The 21977-nt window shown below is 64.0% G+C and carries 20 protein-coding genes; 19 read left to right on the forward strand and 1 reads right to left on the reverse strand.

The genetic code is table 11. The annotated features are described in order from the left end of the window. The first annotated feature begins 122 nt into the window (after nt 1-122). The 16 genes from alr to ASF77_RS13185 all read left to right on the forward strand — a co-directional run bounded on the left by alr (nt 123) and on the right by ASF77_RS13185 (nt 17609). Nucleotides 123-1232 carry an alanine racemase gene (gene alr / locus ASF77_RS13110; protein WP_056339845.1) on the forward strand — a complete coding sequence of 370 codons (1110 nt, stop codon included), beginning with the start codon at nt 123-125 and terminating at the stop codon, nt 1230-1232. After that, on the forward strand, nt 1225-2604 hold the full coding sequence (gene radA / locus ASF77_RS13115) for a DNA repair protein RadA (protein WP_056339848.1): 1380 nt from the start codon (nt 1225-1227) through the stop codon (nt 2602-2604). The genes alr and radA overlap by 8 nt, the downstream gene beginning before the upstream one ends. Nucleotides 2605-2668: 64 nt before the next feature. Next, a complete protein-coding gene (locus ASF77_RS13120; RefSeq protein WP_156648877.1) occupies nt 2669-2989 on the forward strand; it encodes a PilZ domain-containing protein in 321 nt (106 codons plus the stop codon). Between the two features lie 776 nt (nt 2990-3765). Beyond that, a complete protein-coding gene (pstS, locus tag ASF77_RS13125; RefSeq protein WP_056339850.1) occupies nt 3766-4806 on the forward strand; it encodes a phosphate ABC transporter substrate-binding protein PstS in 1041 nt (346 codons plus the stop codon). Nucleotides 4807-4963: 157 nt separating this feature from the next. Next, nucleotides 4964-5896: a phosphate ABC transporter permease subunit PstC gene (gene pstC / locus ASF77_RS13130; RefSeq protein ID WP_373961874.1), complete on the forward strand. Its 933-nt coding sequence runs from the start codon at nt 4964-4966 to the stop codon at nt 5894-5896. Further along, nucleotides 5896-6750 (forward strand): phosphate ABC transporter permease PstA, encoded by an 855-nt coding sequence (pstA, locus tag ASF77_RS13135; protein WP_056339856.1) that lies wholly within the window; start codon nt 5896-5898, stop codon nt 6748-6750. The genes pstC and pstA overlap by 1 nt, the downstream gene beginning before the upstream one ends. A gap of 29 nt (nt 6751-6779) precedes the next feature. Continuing rightward, nucleotides 6780-7568 carry a phosphate ABC transporter ATP-binding protein PstB gene (pstB, locus tag ASF77_RS13140; RefSeq protein ID WP_229445431.1) on the forward strand — a complete coding sequence of 263 codons (789 nt, stop codon included), beginning with the start codon at nt 6780-6782 and terminating at the stop codon, nt 7566-7568. A gap of 45 nt (nt 7569-7613) precedes the next feature. Continuing rightward, on the forward strand, nt 7614-8309 hold the full coding sequence (phoU, locus tag ASF77_RS13145; RefSeq protein WP_056339862.1) for a phosphate signaling complex protein PhoU: 696 nt from the start codon (nt 7614-7616) through the stop codon (nt 8307-8309). A 5-nt stretch (nt 8310-8314) separates the two neighbouring features. Continuing rightward, a complete protein-coding gene (locus tag ASF77_RS13150; RefSeq protein ID WP_056339864.1) occupies nt 8315-8998 on the forward strand; it encodes a response regulator in 684 nt (227 codons plus the stop codon). A gap of 19 nt (nt 8999-9017) precedes the next feature. Next, a complete protein-coding gene (gene phoR / locus ASF77_RS13155; protein ID WP_056339867.1) occupies nt 9018-10307 on the forward strand; it encodes a phosphate regulon sensor histidine kinase PhoR in 1290 nt (429 codons plus the stop codon). 177 nt (nt 10308-10484) lie between these two features. Continuing rightward, nucleotides 10485-11396 carry a patatin-like phospholipase family protein gene (locus ASF77_RS13160; RefSeq protein ID WP_056339871.1) on the forward strand — a complete coding sequence of 304 codons (912 nt, stop codon included), beginning with the start codon at nt 10485-10487 and terminating at the stop codon, nt 11394-11396. Between the two features lie 17 nt (nt 11397-11413). After that, nucleotides 11414-11821, forward strand: coding sequence for a heme-binding protein (locus ASF77_RS13165; protein WP_056339874.1), 408 nt, complete (start codon nt 11414-11416; stop codon nt 11819-11821). Nucleotides 11822-12161: 340 nt separating this feature from the next. Beyond that, nucleotides 12162-13325, forward strand: coding sequence for a glutamine-hydrolyzing carbamoyl-phosphate synthase small subunit (gene carA, locus ASF77_RS13170; RefSeq protein WP_082493753.1), 1164 nt, complete (start codon nt 12162-12164; stop codon nt 13323-13325). After that, on the forward strand, nt 13326-16556 hold the full coding sequence (gene carB / locus ASF77_RS13175) for a carbamoyl-phosphate synthase large subunit (RefSeq protein ID WP_056339877.1): 3231 nt from the start codon (nt 13326-13328) through the stop codon (nt 16554-16556). A 115-nt stretch (nt 16557-16671) separates the two neighbouring features. After that, on the forward strand, nt 16672-17151 hold the full coding sequence (gene greA, locus ASF77_RS13180) for a transcription elongation factor GreA (RefSeq protein WP_056339881.1): 480 nt from the start codon (nt 16672-16674) through the stop codon (nt 17149-17151). Then, complete coding sequence (locus tag ASF77_RS13185) at nt 17151-17609, forward strand: DUF4149 domain-containing protein (protein WP_056339884.1); 459 nt, start codon at nt 17151-17153, stop codon at nt 17607-17609. Before greA ends, ASF77_RS13185 begins: the two co-directional genes overlap by 1 nt. 62 nt (nt 17610-17671) lie before the next feature. On the opposite strand, the gene yhbY is transcribed toward ASF77_RS13185, so the two are convergent. Next, a complete protein-coding gene (gene yhbY / locus ASF77_RS13190) occupies nt 17672-18142 on the reverse strand; it encodes a ribosome assembly RNA-binding protein YhbY (RefSeq protein ID WP_056339887.1) in 471 nt (156 codons plus the stop codon). A gap of 42 nt (nt 18143-18184) precedes the next feature. Between yhbY and ASF77_RS13195 the strand changes: the two genes are divergently transcribed. From ASF77_RS13195 to folP, 3 genes are all read left to right on the forward strand, one after another. Next, the gene (locus tag ASF77_RS13195) at nt 18185-18871 is read left to right on the forward strand and encodes an RlmE family RNA methyltransferase (protein ID WP_056339890.1); all 687 of its coding nucleotides are present in this window, start codon (nt 18185-18187) and stop codon (nt 18869-18871) included. A gap of 203 nt (nt 18872-19074) precedes the next feature. Next, entirely contained in the window at nt 19075-20961 is a 1887-nt protein-coding gene (ftsH, locus tag ASF77_RS13200; RefSeq protein ID WP_056339894.1) for an ATP-dependent zinc metalloprotease FtsH, read from the forward strand. Nucleotides 20962-21132: 171 nt separating this feature from the next. Next, nucleotides 21133-21966 (forward strand): dihydropteroate synthase, encoded by an 834-nt coding sequence (folP, locus tag ASF77_RS13205; protein ID WP_056339897.1) that lies wholly within the window; start codon nt 21133-21135, stop codon nt 21964-21966. Nucleotides 21967-21977 lie beyond the last annotated feature (11 nt).

A 21977-nucleotide genomic window follows, 5' to 3' on the forward strand; every position in this document is an offset into this window, starting at 1 on the left:
ACGTAAGTGAGTTGCTTTATACCATGAAAGAACGGCATGCCAAAGAAGCGGACGGGCGGGAAGCCTGCCCATCCAGTAAAATAGAACCCTTCACCTAAACGCTTTTTTCCAGATCACGCCCCATGCCACGCCCGCTCTGCGCCACCATCCACCTCGATTCGATGCAGCATAACCTTGCCCGCGCACGCAGCTGTGCGCCGGAGGCCAAAGTCTGGGCCGTCGTCAAGGCCAACGCCTATGGCCACGGCCTCGAGCGCGGCATGAAAGGCTTCGCACTGGCCGACGGACTGGCGCTGATCGAAACGGAAAACGCGCTGCGCCTGCGCGAACTGGGCTGGATCAAGCCGATCCTGCTGCTCGAAGGGATCTTCGACGCGGGCGACGTGGCCCTGCTGGCCGAGCACAATATCAACAGCACCGTGCACTGCCTCGAGCAGATCAAGATTCTCGAATACACCCAGCTCTACCGGCCGATCGACGTCCACCTGAAAATGAACACGGGGATGAACCGGCTCGGCTTCAAGCCCGAGGAATACGCGGCCGCCTACAAACGCCTGCGCGCGATTCCCGGCATCCGCAACATCACCCTGATGACCCACTTCGCCAATGCCGACGAACTCGAGCATCCGCGCCTGGCCGTGACCGAGCAGGTGGAGCGCTTCCAGCAGGGCGCCGAAGGTCTCGAGGGCGAACGCAGCCTGTCCAATTCGGGCGGCGTGCTGCACCAGGCGGTGCTGCAGGCCGAATTGCAGAACGACTGGGTACGTCCCGGCATCATGCTCTACGGCGGCACGCCCGGCGGCGGCCGCACCGCGCACGACTTCGGCCTGCGCCCGACCATGACCCTGAGCTCCGAGATCATCGCCATCCAGCAGCTGGCGGCCGGAGACACCGTCGGCTACGGCAGCCGTTTCGAGGCGCCCGGGCCGATGCAGGTCGGCGTCGTCGCCTGCGGCTATGCCGACGGCTATCCGCGCCACGCGCCGCACGGCACGCCGGTGATCGTCGACGGCGTGCGCACCTCGGTCATCGGGCGCGTCTCGATGGACATGATGACGGTCGACCTGACGCCGATCCCGAATGCGCGCGTGGGCAGCAAGGTGACTTTGTGGGGCGACGGCTTGCCGATCGACGAAGTCGCCACCATGTCCGGTACCATCGGGTACGAATTGATGTGCGCACTCGCGCCGCGCGTACGCGTTACGGAAGGACGGTTAGGAACCCATGGCTAAGGCTAAAACCCAGTTCGTCTGCAGCGAATGCGGCAGCGTCACCAGCCGCTGGACGGGCCAGTGCGCCGACTGCAAGGCCTGGAACACGATGGTCGAGCAGACCGTCGACACGGGCGGCGTCAACCGCATGTCGCAGACGGTCAACCACAAGGCGCTGGCGCAGACGGCCCCGGTGCTGTCGCTGGCCGACATCGAGGCCGTCGACGTGCCGCGCTTCGGCACCGGCATCGAGGAATTCGACCGGGTGCTGGGCGGCGGCCTGGTCGCGGGGGGCGTGGTGCTGATCGGCGGCGATCCCGGCATCGGCAAGTCGACCCTGCTGCTGCAGGCGCTGGCGAACCTCGCCGCCACCCGCAGCACTTTATATGTGAGCGGCGAGGAGTCCGGCGCCCAGATCGCGCTGCGCGCGCGCCGCCTGCAGGTCGAAGCGAAAGACCTCAAACTGCAGGCCGAGATCCAGCTCGAGAAAATCCTCGGCACGCTGGCGGATTTGAAGCCGGAAGTGGCGGTGATCGACTCGATCCAGACCCTGTATTCGGACGCGCTCACGGCCGCGCCGGGTTCGGTGTCGCAGGTGCGGGAATGCGCGGCGCAACTGACGCGCGTGGCCAAGCAGACCGGCGTGACCATCATCCTGGTCGGCCACGTGACGAAAGAGGGCGCGCTGGCCGGCCCGCGCGTGCTCGAGCACATCGTCGACACCGTGCTGTATTTCGAAGGCGATACCCAGTCGAGCTTCCGCCTGGTGCGCGCCATCAAGAACCGCTTCGGCGCGGTGAACGAACTGGGCGTGTTCGCGATGACGGAAAAGGGCCTAAAGGGCGTCTCGAATCCCTCGGCGCTGTTCCTGTCCCAGCACGACAACCAGGTGCCCGGCTCCTGCGTCATGGTGACCCAGGAAGGCACGCGCCCGCTCCTGGTCGAGATCCAGGCCCTGGTCGACGCCAGCCACCTGCCGAACGCGCGCCGCCTGTCGGTCGGCCTGGAGCAGAACCGCTTGGCCATGCTGCTGGCTGTGCTGCACCGGCACGCGGGCATTGCCGCCTTCGACCAGGACGTGTTCATCAACGCGGTCGGCGGCGTCAAGATTGCCGAACCGGCGGCCGACCTCGCGGTGCTCCTGGCGATCAATTCCTCGATGCGCAACAAGGCGCTGCCGCGCGGGCTGGTGGTGTTCGGGGAAGTGGGCCTGGCCGGCGAGATCCGCCCGGCGCCGCGCGGCCAGGAACGTCTTAAGGAAGCGGCCAAGCTGGGCTTTTCGATCGCGCTGATCCCGAAGGGGAATACGCCGAAGGGGAAGATCGAGGGGATGAACATCATCGCGGTCGAACGGATCGACCAGGCGTTCACCAAACTGCGCGAGCTCGACTGAGCGCCACCAGCTTTAGCTATCTTGCATATAATTGCGGCCTGAACTTTTCAACCCTGGCCCCACCGTGCAAGCTGAACAAAGGCAGTCGCCGCGCAAGATCCTCAAAACCCGCATCATGCTCGCGCTGGAGGGCACGCCTCCGGTCATGGGGCGCACGACCGACCTCAGCGCCAACGGCGTCAGCGTCAACCTGGCGCAGCCGGTGGCGGCCGGGCAGGGCGTGCAACTGCGCTTCGACCTGCTGGTCGAGGGCAAGCTCGTGCCCATCCACGCCAAGGCGCGCACCCAGTACTGCATCCTCAGCAATGGCGAATTCAAGGTCGGCCTGCAATTCCTGAACCTGGATCTCGGCGCGATGACGGCGCTGTCGCGCTTCCTGCGCTAGGCGGCGGACGCAGCGCGCGTGGACGGCGGAGCCGTCCACGCTACGGCCTCGGTTGCGGACACATCGGGCGTGGACGGCGCATGATGCGCGTAACGCCAGCCCATGAAAGCGAAGCGGCGAGCGCCCGCTGGGCCTCGCCGCTCTTCACTTGTCCCGCAAGCGGGTTGGGCACTATTCGTGATAGTGGTCGTGCAGGGCTTCCGAGCTGCCACCGATCTCCTGGAAAATCTCATAGGCGATCAGGCCAACCATGCCCGATAGAATAGCAAACACAAACATATTAAACATAGCTGCCAACGCTCTTCAGCATCCCTCCATGCAAAGACTACACCTTGAGCATAGCAGTCTGCGGTGTATTTACAAGAGCTGCCCGTATGAATATTTTCGGCGCCGCGCCCGGCCCTGTTTAGCGCGCCCCGGGCAGGGATGCTGCTGGCATCGTCTGTTCTCGCCTTCTTGACATATGTATCAATTGTGTGACAGCCGGCATCGGGACACGGCACTATTACGCCGGTATGACCAGGAATCGCGCAGTGCAAGCTGCCCATGTCACGGGAAATATGACAGGAATACTTGCGTGTCATCTAGTCGATGACCTCCGCCGCAGGCATGTCATCAATTCGATGACACCTCGTATGGATGGGGTGCCCGGCAGCTCGACGACAGGGGTGGCTTTGCGATGTCATGAACTTGTCATATTCGACCGCTAGACTGCGCAGCATTACAAAGGCGCAACCCGCGCCGCACGCACCGGACACACTGATAAGGAAACTGACATGCGTATGAAGCCCTTGCTCCTCTCGATCACGCTTGCCGCCGCCACCTTCGCCGCCACCGCCGCCCAGGCCGTGAACATCACCGGCGCCGGCGCCACCTTCCCGTATCCGATCTACGCCAAATGGGCGGAGATGTACAAGGCCGCCAGCGGCAACGGGCTGAACTACCAGTCGGTCGGTTCGGGCGCCGGCATCAAGCAGATCAAGGCGAAAACGGTCGACTTCGGCGCGTCCGACATGCCGCTCGCCGCCACCGAACTGACTGAAGCGGGCCTGTTCCAGTTCCCGGCCGTGATGGGGGGCGTGGTGCCGGTCATTAACCTGCCGGGCGTGACACCAGGCCAGGTCAAGCTGACGGGCGCCGTGCTGGCCGATATCTTCCTCGGCAAGATCACCAAGTGGAACGCCCAGCCGATCGCCGCGCTGAACCCGGGCGTGAAACTGCCGGACGACGAGATCACCGTCGTGCACCGCGCCGACAGCTCGGGTACCACCTTCCTGTTCACCGATTACCTGTCGAAGACCAACCCCGACTGGAAGCTGAAGGTCGGCGCCGGCACCGCGGTGAAATGGGCGACGGGCGTGGGCGGCAAGGGCAACGAGGGCGTGGCCGCCAACGTGCAGCGCATCAAGGGCGGCATCGGCTACGTGGAATGGGCCTACGCCAAGAAGAACAAGATGTCGCACACCCAGCTGCAGAACCGCGACGGCGTCTACCTGCAGCCGGACGACGAGCACTTCAAGGCCGCCGCCGCCAGCGCCGACTGGGCCAAGGCCCCCGGCTTCGCCGTGGTGCTGACCAACCAGCCGGGCAAGGCCAGCTGGCCCATCACGGGCGCATCCTACATCCTGCTGCACAAGTCGCAGGCGAATGCCGCCAAGGGTCAGGAAGTGCTGAAGTTCTTCGACTGGGCCTACAAGAACGGCGACGCCGCCGCGGCCGAGCTGGACTATGTGCCGATGCCCGACGCCGTCACCAAGCTGGTGCAGGACGCCTGGCGCGCGAACCTGAAGGACGCCGCCGGCAAGGCGATCTGGTAAGAAACCGGAAGCCGCCCGCTAATCCGTTCGCGGCGGCTTTCTCGCAGCACACACATAAGAACACTACATGAGCGCACATCCTCCCGTCGCCATCGACAAATCGGCCGAGACGCACTCCGGCAGCGTCGACCACCAGTACGCCGCCCTGCGCAAGACCATGCGCAACCAGCGCATCCAGGACTTCCTCTTCCATAAGATCACTCTGCTGTTCGCGGCCAGCGTGCTGCTGGCCCTGGTCGGCATCATCGTCTCGCTGGCGATCGGCGCGGCGCCCGCGTTCAAGGAATTCGGCCCCGCCTTCATCACCACCGTCGAATGGGATCCGGTCGACGACAAGTTCGGCGCCATGATCGCGATCTGGGGCACGCTCGCCACCTCGCTGATCGCGCTGCTGGTCGCCTTCCCGATCAGCTTCGGCATCGCCCTGTTCCTGACCGAGATCTGCCCGGCCTGGCTCAAGCGCCCGATGGGCACGGCGGTCGAGCTGCTGGCCGGCGTACCGTCGATCATCTACGGCATGTGGGGCCTGTTCGTGTTCGCGCCGCTGTTCGCCGATCACGTCCAGCCCTTCCTCAAGGAGACGGTCGGCCAGCTGCCCGTCATCGGCCAGCTGTTCCAGGGCCCGACCATGGGCATCGGCATCCTGACGGCCGGCCTGATCCTGGCCGTGATGATCATCCCTTTCATCTCCTCGGTGATGCGCGACGTGTTCGAGATCGTGCCGGCGGTGCTGAAGGAATCGGCTTACGGCCTGGGCTGCACCAAGTGGGAAGTGGTGCGCAAGGTGGTGCTGCCATATACCCGCAACGGCGTGGTCGGCGGCGTGATGCTGGGCCTGGGCCGCGCGCTGGGCGAAACGATGGCGGTGACCTTCGTCATCGGTAACGCCCACAAGCTCTCGGCCTCGCTCTTCAATCCGGGCAATTCGATCTCCTCGACCCTGGCCAACGAATTCGCGGAAGCGGCCTCGCCGCTGCACGTGTCCTCGCTGTTCGCGCTGGCACTGATCCTGTTCGGTATTACATTCGTCGTGCTGTCGGCCGCGAAACTGATGTTGGCGGGGATGTCCCGCAAGGAAGGGACGAAATAATGAATACCGCGAATCCTGTCTACCGCAAGCGCCTGCTGGCGCACCGCGTTGGCATCGTGCTGTCCGTCATCGCGATGGGCATTGGCCTGGCCTTCCTGGCCTGGATCCTGTGGACGCTGCTGGTCAATGGCTTCGGCGCGCTGTCGGCCTCGCTCTTCACCGGCGACACCCCGGCGCCGGGCGGCGAGGGCGGCGGCCTGCGCAATGCCATCGTCGGCAGCCTGATGATGGTCGGCCTGTCGACCCTGGTCAGCACCCCGATCGGCATCCTGGCCGGCATCTACCTCGCCGAATACGGCGACCGCAACCGCTTCGGCCAGATCACGCGCTTCGTCACCGACATCATGCTGTCGGCGCCGTCGATCGTGATCGGCCTCTTTGTCTACGCTCTCTATGTGGCCAAGGTGCAGCACTTCTCGGGTTACGCCGGCACTATCGCGCTGACCCTGATCGCCGTGCCGGTGGTCGTGCGCACCACCGACAACATGCTGCGCCTGGTGCCCAACAGCCTGCTGGAAGCCGCATTCGCGCTGGGTGCGCCGCGCTGGAAGGTGGCGATGCTGGTGCGCCTGCGCGCCGTCAAGGCCGGCATCATCACCGGCGTGCTGCTGGCCCTGGCCCGCATCTCGGGCGAGACCGCGCCACTGCTGTTCACCGCGCTCGACAACCAGTTCTTCAGCACCGACATGAATGCGCCGCTGGCCAACCTGCCGTCGGTGATCTACAAGTTCGCGATGAGCCCCTACGACGACTGGCGCTCGCTGGCCTGGGGCGGCGCCCTGCTGGTGACCCTCACCGTGCTGTTCCTGAACATCCTGTCGCGTACCGTCTTCACGCAGAAGACCCCGCGCTAATCCCGACCATGATAAACATGAACCAAGCTATGGCAACCCCGACCCCGGCCGCGGCCGCACCGAAGAACAAGACCATCGAGATCTCCGGCCTGGATTTCTACTACGGTAAAACGCAGAGCCTGAAGAACGTCACGCTCGACATCCACGAGAAGCAGGTGACGGCCTTTATCGGCCCTTCCGGCTGCGGCAAGTCGACCCTGCTGCGCACGCTGAACCGCATGTACGACCTGTATCCGGGCCAGCGCGCCGAGGGTTCGATCCAGTACCGCGGACGCAACATCCTCGAGCCCGGCGTCGACGTCAACATGCTGCGTGCGAAGATCGGCATGGTGTTCCAGAAGCCGACCCCGTTTCCGATGTCGATCTACGACAACATCGCCTTCGGCGTGCGCCTCTACGAAAACCTGTCGAAAGGCGAGATGGACGAGCGCGTGGAGTGGGCCTTGAAAAAGGCGGCGCTGTGGGAAGAGGCCAAGGACAAGCTGAACAAGAGCGGCCTGTCGCTCTCGGGCGGGCAGCAGCAGCGCCTGTGCATCGCGCGTGGCGTGGCGGTCAAGCCGGACGTGCTGCTGCTCGACGAGCCGACCTCCGCGCTCGATCCGATTTCGACGGCCAAGATCGAGGAACTGATCAGCGAACTGAAACAGGACTACACGATCACGATCGTGACCCACAACATGCAGCAGGCCGCGCGCTGCTCCGATTACACTGCCTACATGTACCTGGGCGAACTGGTGGAGTTCGGCGAGACCGACCAGCTGTTCATGAACCCGGCACGCAAAGAGACGCAGGACTACATCACGGGCCGTTTCGGTTAAAGCGCCGAGCCTCGATAAACAGAACCAGATTAGGAGAGCAGCATTATGATCGGCGAGCATTCATCGAAGCAGTACGACCAGGAGCTGGAAGGCATTCGTTCCAAGGTGCTGCTGATGGGCGGCATGGTGGAAACCCAGTTCGAGGAGGCGCTGAACTGCTTCCGCGTCGGGGACTCGGCCAAGGCCGAGAAGGTGATGGCCGACGACCATGCGGTCAACCAGCTCGAGGTGTCGCTCGACGACGCCTGCAGCCACCTGATCGTCAAGCGCCAGCCGGCCGCGAACGACCTGCGCACCGTGATGGCGACGATCAAGGTCATCACCGACCTGGAACGCATCGGCGACGAAGCGAGCAAGATCGCGCGTACCGCCAAGAGCCTGCACGAGCGCGGCGTGACGGGCTTCGCCCACTACGACATCATCCGCTCCATCGGCAAGGGTACGGCCGACCTGCTGCACGACGCGCTCGACGCCTTTGCGCGCCTCGACGGCAAGCAGGCGCTGGCGATCATCGCCGGCGACGAAGTGATCGACCACGAATTCCGCACCATCCTGCGCAACCTGATCACCTTCATGATGGAAGACCCGCGTACGATCTCCTCGGCGCTGGACACGCTGTGGGTGGCCAAGGCGATCGAGCGCATCGGCGACCACGCGAAGAACATCGCGGAATACGTGATCTATGTGGTCGAGGGCCGCGACATTCGTCACAGCGGCAAACCCGTGGCGCAGGAAGGCTGATCCCGATGCACAACACGAGCGTACTGGTGGTCGAGGACGAGCCGGCCATCGTCGAACTGGTGAGCTACTCGCTGCGCGAAGCCGGCTGGAACATCGCCTCGGTCGGCACCACCGCCGCCGCCTGGGACAGCATCCGCCACGGCAAGCCCGACCTGCTGCTGCTCGACTGGATGCTGCCCGACCAGAGCGGCCTGCGCCTCCTGGCGCGGCTGCGCGCGGATCGCGATTTCCAGGACATCCCGGTCATCATGCTGACCGCGAAGAGCATGGAAGAAGACAAGCTCGCCGGCCTGAACACGGGCGCCGACGATTACGTCACCAAGCCCTTCTCGCCGCGCGAACTGCTGGCCCGCTCGCGCGCGCTGCTGCGCCGGAAAAGCCCGCACCTGGCCGAGGCGCCCCTGCGCGCCGGCAGCGTGGTGCTCGACCCAGCCAGCTGCACGGTGACGATCGAGGGGCAGGGCATCGACATCGGCAATGCCGAATACAAGCTGCTGAAATTCCTGCTGGCGCACCGCGAGCGCGTGTTCTCGCGCGCCCAGCTGCTCGACAAGGTGTGGGGCGACCACGCCGTCATCGAGGAGCGAACGGTCGACGTCCACGTACTGCGCCTGCGCAAGGCCCTGAAGGGCGCGGAAGGACTGATCCGCACGGTACGCAGCGTCGGCTACATGCTCTCCGAAAAATAATCACACCATCGAAGGCGAGATGAATCCCAAACTGCTGTTCTGGGTACCGGCGCTGCTGCGCCTGGGCACCGTGTTCATTGTTGGCGGCGTCGTCTGGTGGATGGCCGGGCCGATCGCCGGCCTGGCCATCGCGCTGGCGGGCGCGGTCGCCGCGCTGTTTGTTCAGCTCTCCTACCTGCACCAGCTGGGCGAATGGCTGAACGACCCGCAAAGCGGACGCCTGCCCGACGGCTGGGGCGCCTGGACGGACGTCTTCGCGCGCCTGTACCGCCTGCGCCGCGAGGACGAGCGCAACCAGCAGGAACTGGCCGAATGGCTGGCGCGCTTCCGCCAGGCCATGCACCTGCTGCCCGAAGGCGTGGCCATCATGGACGACGTCTTGTTCCTGGAATGGTGCAACCCGGCGGCCGAGCGCCACCTGGGCCTGACCATCGAACGCGACAAGGGCCTGCGCGTGACCAACCTGGTGCGCCATCCCGACTTCATCGACTACATCATCCTCGGTCGCTACGAGCAGCCGCTGACGCTGAGCTTCCGCGGCCGCAAGATCGAATGCCGCATCATCCCCTTCGAGAACCGGCGCCAGATCCTCGTCACCCACGACGCCACCGACACCGAGCGCATCGAGGCCATGCGGCGCGACTTCATCGCCAACGCCTCGCACGAACTGCGCACGCCACTGACGGTGATCGTCGGCTTCCTCGAGATCGCCATGTCCGATCCAGGCCTGGACACCGCCACCCGCACCGCGCACCTGAAACTGATGACCGAGCAGGGCCAGCGCATGCAGCGCCTGATCGAGGACATGCTGACGCTGTCGCGTCTGGAGTCCGACGAATTCCCGCTGCGGCGCGAGCGCGTCGACGTGGCGGCGCTGGTGGAATCGGTGGCGCTGGAAGCGCGTGCGCTCTCGGGCGGACGGCACGAGATCACGGTCGAGATCGACGGGCCGGACATCATGGGCAGCATGGAAGAGCTGCGCAGTGCCTTTGCCAACCTGGCCTCGAACGCGGTGCGCTATTCGCCGCAGGGCGGCTGCATCGCGCTGTCGTGGAAGCGCGGCGCGGACGACCTGCAGTTCGCCGTGGCCGACTGCGGCATCGGCATCGACCCGCAGCACATCTCGCGCCTGACGGAACGCTTCTACCGCGTCGACAAGAGCCGCTCGCGCGAGACGCAGGGCACGGGGCTCGGGCTGGCGATCGTCAAGCACGTGCTGCTGCGGCATGGCGGGCGCTTGAAGATCAGTTCGACGCCGGGGGAGGGGAGTACGTTTATTGCATCGCTGCCGAATACCTCGATGACGTAGGGCGGGCATGCCCGCGTGATGCATACGAGCTGTCGCGGTGCCAAACCTGTTTACGGCGGCCGCGGTTCACGGACGATGTGCGGCATGCACATGCATGAACGCGTGGGCATGCCCACCCTACAAGCCCGACATTGCGCGGTACAATCGAGAATTGTCCTTCTCGCCCCCCCCCCGCATATGCTCGCTCGACGTACCTCCCTCATCGCCCTCGGCGCCTTGCTGCTGACCGCCTGCGGCAGCACTCCGCCGCCGCCGCCCGCTCCCGTCGCGGTGCAGGCCCCGCCCGCGCCGCCCAAGAAAATCAAGATCGGCCTTGCCCTCGGCGGCGGCGCCGCGCGCGGCTTCGCCCATATCGGCGTGATCAAGGCGCTCGAGGCGCAAGGCATCCATGCCGAGATCGTGGTCGGCACCAGCGCCGGCTCGGTGGTCGGCGCGCTCTACGCGGCGGGCTACACCGGCTTCGCGCTGCAGAAGATCGCGATGGACATGGACGAAGCCACGATCTCGGACTGGGCCATGCCGCTGTTTTCCAGCAGCCCGGGCCTCTTGAAAGGCGAGGCGCTGCAGAACTACGTCAACAAGGCGGTCGGCAACCGGCCGATGGAAAAGCTGCCGAAGCGCTTCGGCGCCGTCGTCACCGACCTCAAGACGGGCGAAGCCGTCATGTTCGACAAGGGCAATACCGGCATGGCCGTGCGCGCTTCGTCGGCCGTGCCGAGCGTCTTCCAGCCGGTCAAGATCGGCAACAAGACCTATGTCGACGGCGGCCTGGTGGCGCCGGTTCCGGTGAAATTCACGCGCGAGAAGATGGGCGCCGACTTCGTCATCGCGGTCAATATCTCGACCCAGGCCGACACCCAAGCCACCGTCAGCTCGCTCGACGTGCTGATGCAGACCTTCAGCATCATGGGCCAGCGCCTGAACCATTTCGAGCTGAAGGAAGCCGACGTCGTCATCACGCCTGCGCTGGGCAAGATGGGCAGCGCCGATTTCAACGGCCGCAACCTGGCGATCCTCGCCGGCGAGCAGGCCGCGGCCGCCGTCATGCCGCAGATTAAAGCGAAGCTCGCGGCCAAGCAACGACCATAACAACCAACGGAGACTCCATGAAAACCAAACCGATGCTGACCCTGAAAGACGTCAAGAAGATCGCCGCCGGCGCCGAAGCCGAAGCGCTCGCCAACAACTGGGCGGTGACCTTCGCCATCGTCGACGACGGCGGCCACCTGCTGTGGCTGCAGCGCCTGGACGGCGCGCCGCCGGTGTCGGCGCACATCGCCCCGGCCAAGGCCCATACCGCCGCGCTGGGCCGGCGCGAATCGAAGGTGTATGAAGACGTGATCAACGGCGGGCGCGTGTCCTTCCTGTCGGCGCCGACGATCGAAGGCATGCTCGAGGGCGGCGTGCCCGTGATCGTCGACGGCCACGTGATCGGCGCGGTCGGCGTGTCGGGCGTGAAGTCGAACGAGGATGCGCAGATCGCCAAGGCGGGAATTGCCGCGTTGGGCGTGTAGCGCGGCGGGTGGACGGCGTCGCCGGCGGCCAGAAGGCCTCCGGTGCGTGCGCCGTCCACGCGTTCAACCGTCGTATGATGTTCGGCGCCGCCGCGATCCAGGTGCGGGCAATACAGCTCATCGGTAAGGTAAATTGGCCGCATCGCCCCGATGGTGCATTGCCGCATAGCTGAATCCGCGCTATAATTGAGAGGTTTAGCCATTCACTTACTTGCCGTAGCGCCTACCCTCCATTCCTCATTCAAAAGCGACTTCCACCCTATGAACGCTTAACGCGTCCGCAGGTTTTGGATGCCGGTCTGACGTGGCGCAGCTACGGTAACTTTATTGGGAGTTACCCTTGCCGCCATTTTTTTCTGGCCCTGCCGTCCCGGCCATCCTGGCCCTCGCAGACGGAACGATCTTTCGAGGTGTTTCCATTGGTGCCGCCGGCCACACGACCGGTGAAGTGGTGTTCAACACCGCCATTACCGGCTACCAGGAAATCCTGACCGACCCCAGCTACTCGCGTCAGATCGTCACCCTGACGTACCCGCACATCGGCAACTACGGCGTCAACGGCGCCGACGTCGAAGCGACCAAAGTCCACGCCGCAGGCCTGATCATCCGCGACCTGCCGCTGCTGGCATCGAACTTCCGCTCCACCCAATCGCTGTCGGACTACCTCAAGGCCGAGAACGTCGTCGCCATTTCCGGCATCGATACCCGCAAGCTGACCCGCCTGCTGCGCGAAAAGGGCGCCCAGGGCGGCGCCATCCTGACCGGTACGCAAGGCAACCAGCCATCGGAGGCGCAGGCGCTGGAGCTGGCGCGCTCCTTCCCGGGCCTGGCGGGCATGGATCTGGCCAAGGTCGTGTCGGTGAAGGAGCCCTACGTCTTCACCGAGACCGAGTGGAAGCTCGGCCAGGGCTTCGGCAAGCAGGACAATCCCCAGTACCACGTCGTCGCCTTCGACTACGGCGTCAAGCGCAACATCCTGCGCATGCTGGCCGAACGCGGCTGCAAGGTCACCGTGCTGCCGGCCCAATCGACGGCCCAGGACGCGCTCGCGCTGAACCCGGACGGCATCTTCCTGGCCAACGGCCCGGGCGACCCGGAACCGTGCGACTACGCGATCAAGGCCACGGCCGAGCTGATCGAGCAGGGCATCCCGACCTTCGGCATCTGCCTCGGCCACCAGATCATGGCATTGGCTTCGGGCGCGAAGACGCTGAAGATGAAGTTCGGCCACCACGGCGCCAACCACCCGGTGCAGGATCTCGATTCGAAGAAGGTCTTGATCACCTCGCAGAACCACGGCTTCGCGGTCGACCCGGAGACGCTGCCCGAGAACTGCCGCGTCACCCACGTCTCGCTGTTCGACGGTTCGCTGCAAGGCTTCGCCCGCACCGACAAGCCGGCCTTCTGCTTCCAGGGCCACCCGGAAGCCTCGCCCGGCCCGACCGACGTCGCCTATCTGTTTGACCGCTTCATCGGCCTGATGCAAGCCCAGGAGAAGAAATAAATGCCTAAGCGTAGTGATATCAAAAGCATCCTGATCATCGGCGCCGGCCCGATCATCATCGGCCAGGCGGCCGAATTCGATTACTCCGGTGCGCAGGCGTGTAAAGCCCTGCGCGACGAAGGCTACAAGGTCATCCTCGTCAACAGCAATCCGGCGACCATCATGACCGACCCGGAAATGGCGGACGTCACCTATATCGAGCCGATCACCTGGAAAGTCGTCGAGCGCATCATCGACAAGGAGCGCCCGGACGCGATCCTGCCGACCATGGGCGGCCAGACCGCGCTGAACTGCGCGCTCGACCTGCACCGCCACGGCATCCTCGACAAGTACAAGGTCGAGCTGATCGGCGCCTCGCCGGAAGCGATCGACAAGGCCGAGGACCGCTCCAAGTTCAAGGATGCGATGACCAAGATCGGCCTCGGTTCGGCACGCTCGGGCGTGGCGCACTCGATGGACGAGGCGCGCGCCGTGCAGCGCGAGCTGGGCTTCCCGACCATCATCCGTCCGTCCTTCACGATGGGCGGCACCGGCGGCGGCATCGCCTACAACGAAGAAGAATTCGAGACCATCTGCAAGCGCGGCCTGGAAGCTTCGCCGACCAACGAGCTGCTGATCGAAGAATCGCTGCTGGGCTGGAAAGAGTACGAGATGGAAGTCGTGCGCGACAAGGCCGACAACTGCATCATCATCTGCTCGATCGAAAACCTCGATCCGATGGGCGTGCACACGGGCGACTCGATCACGGTCGCGCCGGCGCAGACGCTGACGGACAAGGAATACCAGATCATGCGCAACGCCTCGATCGCGGTGCTGCGCGAGATCGGCGTCGACACCGGCGGATCGAACGTGCAGTTCGCGATCAACCCGCAGGACGGGCGCATGATCGTCATCGAGATGAACCCGCGCGTGTCGCGTTCGTCGGCGCTGGCCTCGAAAGCGACCGGCTTCCCGATCGCGAAAGTGGCGGCCAAGCTGGCTGTTGGTTTTACTCTTGATGAGCTGCGCAACGAGATCACCGGCGGCGCGACCCCGGCCTCGTTCGAACCTTCGATCGACTACGTCGTCACCAAGATCCCGCGCTTCGCCTTCGAAAAATTCCCGGCGGCGGACAAGCACCTGACCACCCAGATGAAATCGGTGGGCGAAGTGATGGCCATGGGCCGCACCTTCCAGGAGTCCTTCCAGAAGGCGCTGCGCGGCCTGGAAGTGGGCGTGGACGGCCTCAACGAAATGACGCGCGACCGCGAAGTCATCGAAGAAGAACTGGGCGAGCCTGGCCCGGAACGCATCTGGTACGTGGGCGACGCGTTCGCCCAGGGCTTCACGCTGGAAGAAGTTCACCAGCTCACCAAGATCGATCCCTGGTTCCTCATCCAGATCAAGGAAATCGTCGACATCGAGCTGTGGCTCGATCACCAGAAGCTGGAAAGCCTGGACAAGCCGACGCTGTACAAGTTGAAGCAGAAGGGCTTCTCGGACGCGCGCATGGCCTTCCTGATGCACACCACGCAGGCCGCGGTGCGCGAGCGCCGTCACGCGCTGGGCATCCGTCCCGTGTACAAGCGTGTCGACACCTGCGCCGCCGAGTTCTCGACGAATACCGCCTACATGTACTCGACCTATGACGAGGAATGCGAGGCCGCGCCGACCGACAAGAAGAAGATCATGGTGCTGGGCGGCGGTCCGAACCGCATCGGCCAGGGCATCGAGTTCGACTACTGCTGCGTCCATGCGGCCCTCGCCATGCGCGAAGACGGCTACGAGACCATCATGGTCAACTGCAACCCGGAGACCGTGTCGACCGACTACGATACTTCGGATCGCCTTTACTTCGAATCGCTGACCCTGGAAGACGTGCTCGAAATCGTCGACCTGGAAAAGCCGGTCGGCGTGATCGTGCAGTACGGCGGCCAGACCCCGCTGAAACTCGCGCTGGATCTGGAAGCGAACGGCGTGCCGATCGTGGGCACCTCGCCCGACATGATCGACGCCGCTGAAGACCGCGAGCGCTTCCAGAAGCTGCTGCAGGATCTGGGTTTGCGCCAGCCGCCGAACCGCACCGCGCGCACCGAACCGGAAGCCCTGGCGCTGGCCCAGGAGATCGGTTACCCGCTGGTCGTGCGTCCTTCCTACGTGCTGGGCGGCCGCGCAATGGAAATCGTCCACGAGCAGCGCGACCTCGAACGCTATATGCGCGAAGCGGTGAAGGTGTCGAACGATTCGCCGGTGCTGCTCGACCGCTTCCTGAACGACGCCATCGAAGTCGACGTCGACTGCATCTCGGACGGCGAGACGACCTTCATCGGCGGCGTGATGGAACACATCGAACAGGCCGGCGTGCACTCGGGCGACTCGGCCTGCTCGCTGCCGCCGTATTCGCTCTCGAGCGAAACCATCGACGAACTCAAGCGCCAGACTGCGCTCATGGCAAAGGGCTTGAACGTGGTCGGCCTGATGAACGTGCAGTTCGCGATCCAGCAGCAGGAAGTCGAGGGCAAGATCATCGACACCGTGTTCGTGCTCGAAGTGAACCCGCGTGCCTCGCGCACGGTGCCGTTCGTGTCGAAGGCGACCGGCATCCAGCTGGCGAAAGTCGCGGCGCGCTGCATGGTGGGCCAGAAGCTGGCCGAGCAGGGCATCACGAAAGAGGTGACGCCGCCGTTCTACAGCGTCAAGGAAGCCGTGTTCCCGTTCGTGAAATTCCCGGGCGTCGACACCATCCTCGGTCCCGAGATGAAATCGACCGGCGAAGTGATGGGCGTGGGCGAGACCTTCGGCGAAGCTTTCGTGAAGTCCCAGATCGGCGCCGGTATCAAGCTGCCGACGGGCGGCCGCGTCTTTCTGTCGGTGAAGGCCTCGGACAAGCCGCGCGCGGTGCAGGTGGCGCGCGACCTGGTCGCGATGGGCTTCACGCTGGCCGCGACCAAGGGCACCGCGGCGGTCATCGCCGCGGCCGGCCTGCCGGTGCTGGCGGTGAACAAGGTGATCGAAGGCCGTCCGCACGTCGTGGACATGATCAAGAACCACGAGATCGAAATGGTGATCAACACGGTCGAGGAAAAGCGCAGCGCGATCAGCGACTCGCGCACGATCCGTACCTCGGCCCTGCTGGCGCGCGTGGTGACCTACACGACGATCGCCGGCGCCGAAGCGGCGATCCAGGGCATGCGTCACCTGGACGAGATTCGGGTCTACGATTTACAAGGCCTGCATAACACTCTAAACTAAGCGCAGATAAGTAGTACTGCGGGTACCCGTCAAACCACAGAGCTCGCGCGGTTGTAAATCGCGCGCCTCTGTGGTTTTCACTTGGTACGTCCACGAATTCAATCAGCAGAGATTTATGAACACTACCGTACCACTGACGAAATTTGGCGCGCAGCTCCTGAAGGACGAACTGCACCAGCTCAAGACCAAGGAACGCCGCATCGTCATCGACGCCATCGCCGAAGCGCGCTCGCACGGCGACCTGTCGGAGAACGCCGAATACGATGCCGCCAAGGAGCGCCAGGCCTTCGTCGAAGGCCGCATCGCCGAACTCGAAGGCAAACTGAGTGCCGCCCAGATCATCGATCCGGCCACCCTCGACGCCGAAGGTCGCGTCGTGTTCGCGTCCACCGTCGATCTGGAAGACCTGGAATCGGGCCAGAAGGTCAGCTACCAGATCGTCGGCCTCGACGAAGCCGACATCAAGCTCAACAAGGTCTCGGTCACCTCGCCGATCGCGCGCGCCCTGATCGGCAAGTACGCCGGCGACGTGGTCGAAGTGCAGGCGCCGTCCGGCCCGCGCGAATACGAAATCCTCGAAGTCCGCTACGTCTGATGACGGCGCTCAGCCGGCGCCTGCCGGCCGCCCGCATGCTGCTGGCCGCCCTGTGGGCGGGCGCCTTGTGGGTGCTCGGCTATATCGCCGCACCGGCGGTGTTCGGCATCGTCAGCGGGCCACTGGCAGGCGACATCGTGGGAAGCTTCCTGCGCCGCCTGGCCTGGATCAGCATCGCCTGCGCGCTGCTGATGCTGGTGCTGGTGCGCTTCTCGCCGGATCTCGACCCGGTGCGCAAGCGCTACCTGAACCGCCTGGTGCTGGCGATGCTGGCTTGCGCGCTGGTGATGTTCGTCGGCCTGCAGCCGGCCATGGCGGCGCTGCGCGAAGCGGCGGGCCCGGCGGGCGTGCGCGCCTCGCCCCTGTGGACGCAGTTCGCCGTGATGCATGGCGTCTCGCAGCTGTTTCATCTGATCGAGGGCGTGCTGGCGGCCGTGCTGGTGGTGAAGAGCCGCTGAGCTGCGCGGCCCTGCAAAAATGCGGGCGAAAAAAAACCGGAGACATCGCTCCGGTTTCTTGATCACTTGTTCAGTGCATTCTTCTTGGTGCTGGCCTGGCGCGGTTTGGCGCGCTTGATGTTGCCGCCGGCGGTGACGCGCTCGTTCCCCTTGATCATGACCTTGGTGACGCTCGGCTTCTTGGTGCCGCTGGCGCTGGCCTTGACGATGGTGACTTCGCGCATGCCTTTGCCGGCCTTGCTGCTGCGTTCCTTGACTGCTTCGACTTTCGGACGGTAGAGGACGAGAAGCTTGCCGATGTGCTGGACGGGGGCGGCCTCGAGTTCGCCGCAGATCTGTTCGTACATGGCGACGCGCGCTTCGCGGTCGTCGCCGAAGACGCGCACCTTGATCAGGCCGTGCGCATCGAGGCTGCCGGCGATTTCCTTCATGACGGATTCGGTCAGGCCCGATTCGCCGATCATGACCACAGGCTTCAGGCCATGGGCTTCCGCACGCAAGGCGCTACGTTCGCCGGGTGTAAGTGTAAGCATAATAATTCTTTGATGTACCTATAAAAGCAGTATTCTACGCGAATGGCCAAGAACAAATCCAACCAAAACTGGTTACACGACCATATTAACGACCCCTACGTGAAGCAGGCGCAGAAAGACGGGTTCCGCGCCCGCGCCGCCTACAAGCTCAAAGAAATCGACGAAGCGGAAAAACTCATCAAGCCGGGGCAGGTTATTGTCGACCTCGGCTGCACGCCGGGCAGCTGGGCCCAGTACACGCGCCGTAAGCTCGCCGGGAAAGAGGGCGGGGGAATCAAGGGCACCATCATCGGCCTCGACATCCTGCCGATGGAGCCCATTGCGGACGTCCATTACATCCAGGGCGACTTCCGTGAAGATGTTGTATTGACCCAACTCGCAGAGGTGCTCGAAGGCCGCAAGGCCGATCTCGTGCTCTCGGATATGGCGCCCAATCTCTCCGGGATTCCGACGGCCGACGCGGCGCGCATGGAACATTTGATCGATCTCGCGATTGAGTTTTCTCAAATGCACTTGAAGCCCCCCGGCGCATTGTTGGTCAAGTGTTTTAAGGACATGGGCTTTACGCAGATCGTCGAGAAGTTCCGTACCGAGTTCAAGACCGTCAAACAAATCAAGCCAAAAGCAAGCCGCGACAAATCATCGGAAATTTTCCTGCTCGGCCGCGGTCTGAAGAATCCAGTCGAAACCAAATCGGCGTCGAATGCCGATACGGACCTTGATATTTGAGGCCGCAGCCGCACATTGACCGCGTGGTGCCCCGTCTCTACCGTCCTCCCAGGCCCGTTCGCGCGCTTGTCGAGGTATAAACGGTGGCAATATGGCATCATGTCGGCCTGTGCGTGGCACGGCCCGCTCGTTGCGAGTAGAATCGCGAGTAGAATCGGCAATCTCAAATCGGTATTGGTGCGATCCGCATCGGAGGAGTTTTCGTGAATAATATGTTTTCCAAATCTGCCATCTGGGTGGTGGTCGCACTGCTGTTGTTCATGCTGTTCAAGCAGTTCGACAACCATAGCCCTGCCGGGGGCAGCAAAACCATCGCTTATTCCGAGCTGCTCGACGATGTGAAAGCGCGCCGCGTCAAGGACGTCGTGATCGAAGGCGCGAACATCACCGCCACCCGCACCGACGACACCAAGGTACGCGCCACCGCCACCATGCTCGACCGCGGCCTGATCGGCGACCTGCGCGAGAACGGCGTGCGCTTCGACGTGAAGCCGCCGGAAGAGCCATCGTTCCTGCAGCAGGTCTTCATTTCCTGGTTCCCGATGCTGCTCCTGATCGGCGTCTGGGTCTTCTTCATGCGCCAGATGCAGGGCGGCGGCAAGGGCGGGGCGTTCTCCTTCGGCAAGTCGAAGGCGCGCATGCTCGATGAAACGAACAACAGCGTCACCTTCGCCGACGTCGCCGGTTGCGACGAAGCGAAAGAAGAAGTCAGCGAGATCGTCGACTTCCTGAAAGACCCGACCAAGTTCCAGAAGCTCGGCGGCCGCATTCCGCGCGGCGTGCTGATGGTGGGCCCTCCAGGTACCGGTAAGACTCTGCTGGCGCGTGCCATCGCCGGCGAAGCGAAGGTGCCGTTCTTCTCGATCTCCGGTTCCGACTTCGTCGAGATGTTCGTCGGCGTGGGCGCGTCCCGCGTGCGCGACATGTTCGAAAACGCCAAGAAGCACTCGCCTTGCATCATCTTCATCGACGAGATCGATGCAGTCGGCCGTCACCGCGGCGCCGGCATGGGCGGCGGCAACGACGAACGCGAACAGACGCTGAACCAGCTGCTGGTCGAGATGGACGGCTTCGAAGCCACCTCGGGCGTGATCGTGATCGCCGCTACCAACCGCGCCGACGTGCTGGACAAGGCGCTGCTGCGTCCGGGCCGTTTCGACCGCCAGGTGATGGTGGGCCTGCCCGACATCCGCGGACGCGAACAGATCTTGAACGTGCACATGCGCAAGGTGCCGATCGGCGCCGACGTCAAGGCCGACATCCTGGCCCGCGGCACCCCCGGCTTCTCGGGTGCGGATCTGGCCAACCTGGTCAACGAAGCGGCCTTGTTCGCGGCGCGTCGCAACAAGCGCCTGGTCGAGATGGGCGACTTCGAGGACGCCAAGGACAAGATCTACATGGGCCCGGAGCGCAAGTCGATGGTCATGCGCGAGGAAGAGCGCCGCAACACGGCTTACCACGAGTCGGGCCACGCGGTCGTCGCCAAACTGCTGCCGAAGGCGGATCCGGTGCACAAGGTCACGATCATGCCGCGCGGCTTCGCCCTCGGCCTGACCTGGCAGCTGCCTGAACACGACAACCTGTCCGGCTACAAGGACAAGATGCTGGAAGAAATCTCGATCCTGTTCGGCGGCCGCATCGCCGAGGAGATTTTCGTCGGCCAGATGTCGACCGGCGCGTCGAACGACTTCTCGCGTGCCACCAAGCTGGCGCGCTCGATGGTGACCCGCTTCGGCATGTCGGAAAGCATGGGCGTGATGGTGTACGAGGACAGCGAGAACGAAGGCTTCTTCGGCGGCGCTACCAAGACCATCTCGGAAGCGACCCAGCAAAAGGTCGACGCCGAAATCCGCGCCATCCTCGACACCCAGTACGCGCTGTCGCGCCGCCTGCTCGAGGAAAACCGCGAGAAGGTCGAAATGATGACGAAGGCCCTGCTCGAGTGGGAAACCATCGATTCCGAGCAGATCAACGACATCATGGCGGGCAAGGAACCACGTCCGCCCAAGGCCGGCATCCTGACCAAGCGCACGCCGCCAGGCGACAGCGGCTCGGGCGGCGTTGCCACCAACGCCACCGCACCGGCCTGATTCGTCAACGCGTCTTGATCGTGTAGCAATGCTCCAGCAAAAGGCATCCTCCGGGATGTCTTTTGCTCGTTAACGGGTAATGTCCCTGGCTATGTTTTATACCGGGCTCAATTCCCATAACGCACTGCTTCCCATCATCGCGTTTCCTCGACCTTCCCTTACCAAACCTCTATGCGTCAACTGCTGCAATGCGGCCGCTTCAGCTTCAGGCTGGAAGGGCGACCGCTCGTCATGGGCATCCTCAACGTCACGCCCGATTCCTTTTCCGACGGCGGCCGCTACGGCACGCTCGAATTCGCCATCTCGAAAGCCGAAGAGATGGTGCGCGACGGTGTCGACCTGATCGACATCGGCGGCGAGTCGACCCGGCCCGGCTCGCCCAGTGTTCCGGTCGAAGAGGAGCTGCGCCGTGTGATGCCGGCCGTGTACGCGCTGCAGGAGATCGGCAGGGCGATCTCGGTCGATACCTGCAAGCCGCAGGTGATGCGCGAGGCGATCATCGCCGGCGCCGACATGATCAACGACATCAACGGCTTCCGCGCGCCGGGTGCAATCGAGGCCGTCAAGGACAGCGACTGCGGCCTGTGCATCATGCACATGCAGGGAACACCGCAGGACATGCAGGCCCAGCCCGTCTACCAGGACGTGGTGCGCGAGGTCATCGACTTTCTGCGCGAACGTGTCGACGCGCTGCTTGCCGCGGGAATCGAACGCGAACGCATCTGCCTCGATCCCGGCCTGGGCTTCGGCAAGACGGTCGAGCACAACTACGCCTTGCTGCGGGCGACCGCCCGCATCGAAGAGGAACTGGACCTGCCGGTGCTGATCGGACTGTCGCGTAAATCGATGATCGGGGCCGTCACTGGACGCCCGGTCGAAGGGCGCTTGCCTGGTAGCATCGCAGGCGCGTTGGCTGCTGTGGCGCATGGCGCTAAAATCCTGCGGGTACATGATGTGGCAGAGACGGTCGACGCGTTGAAAGTCTGGCGCGCGGCGCTTGTTTAATTGATCAATTT

This window comes from Massilia sp. Leaf139, assembly GCF_001424165.1.
GTDB lineage: Bacteria > Pseudomonadota > Gammaproteobacteria > Burkholderiales > Burkholderiaceae_D > Telluria.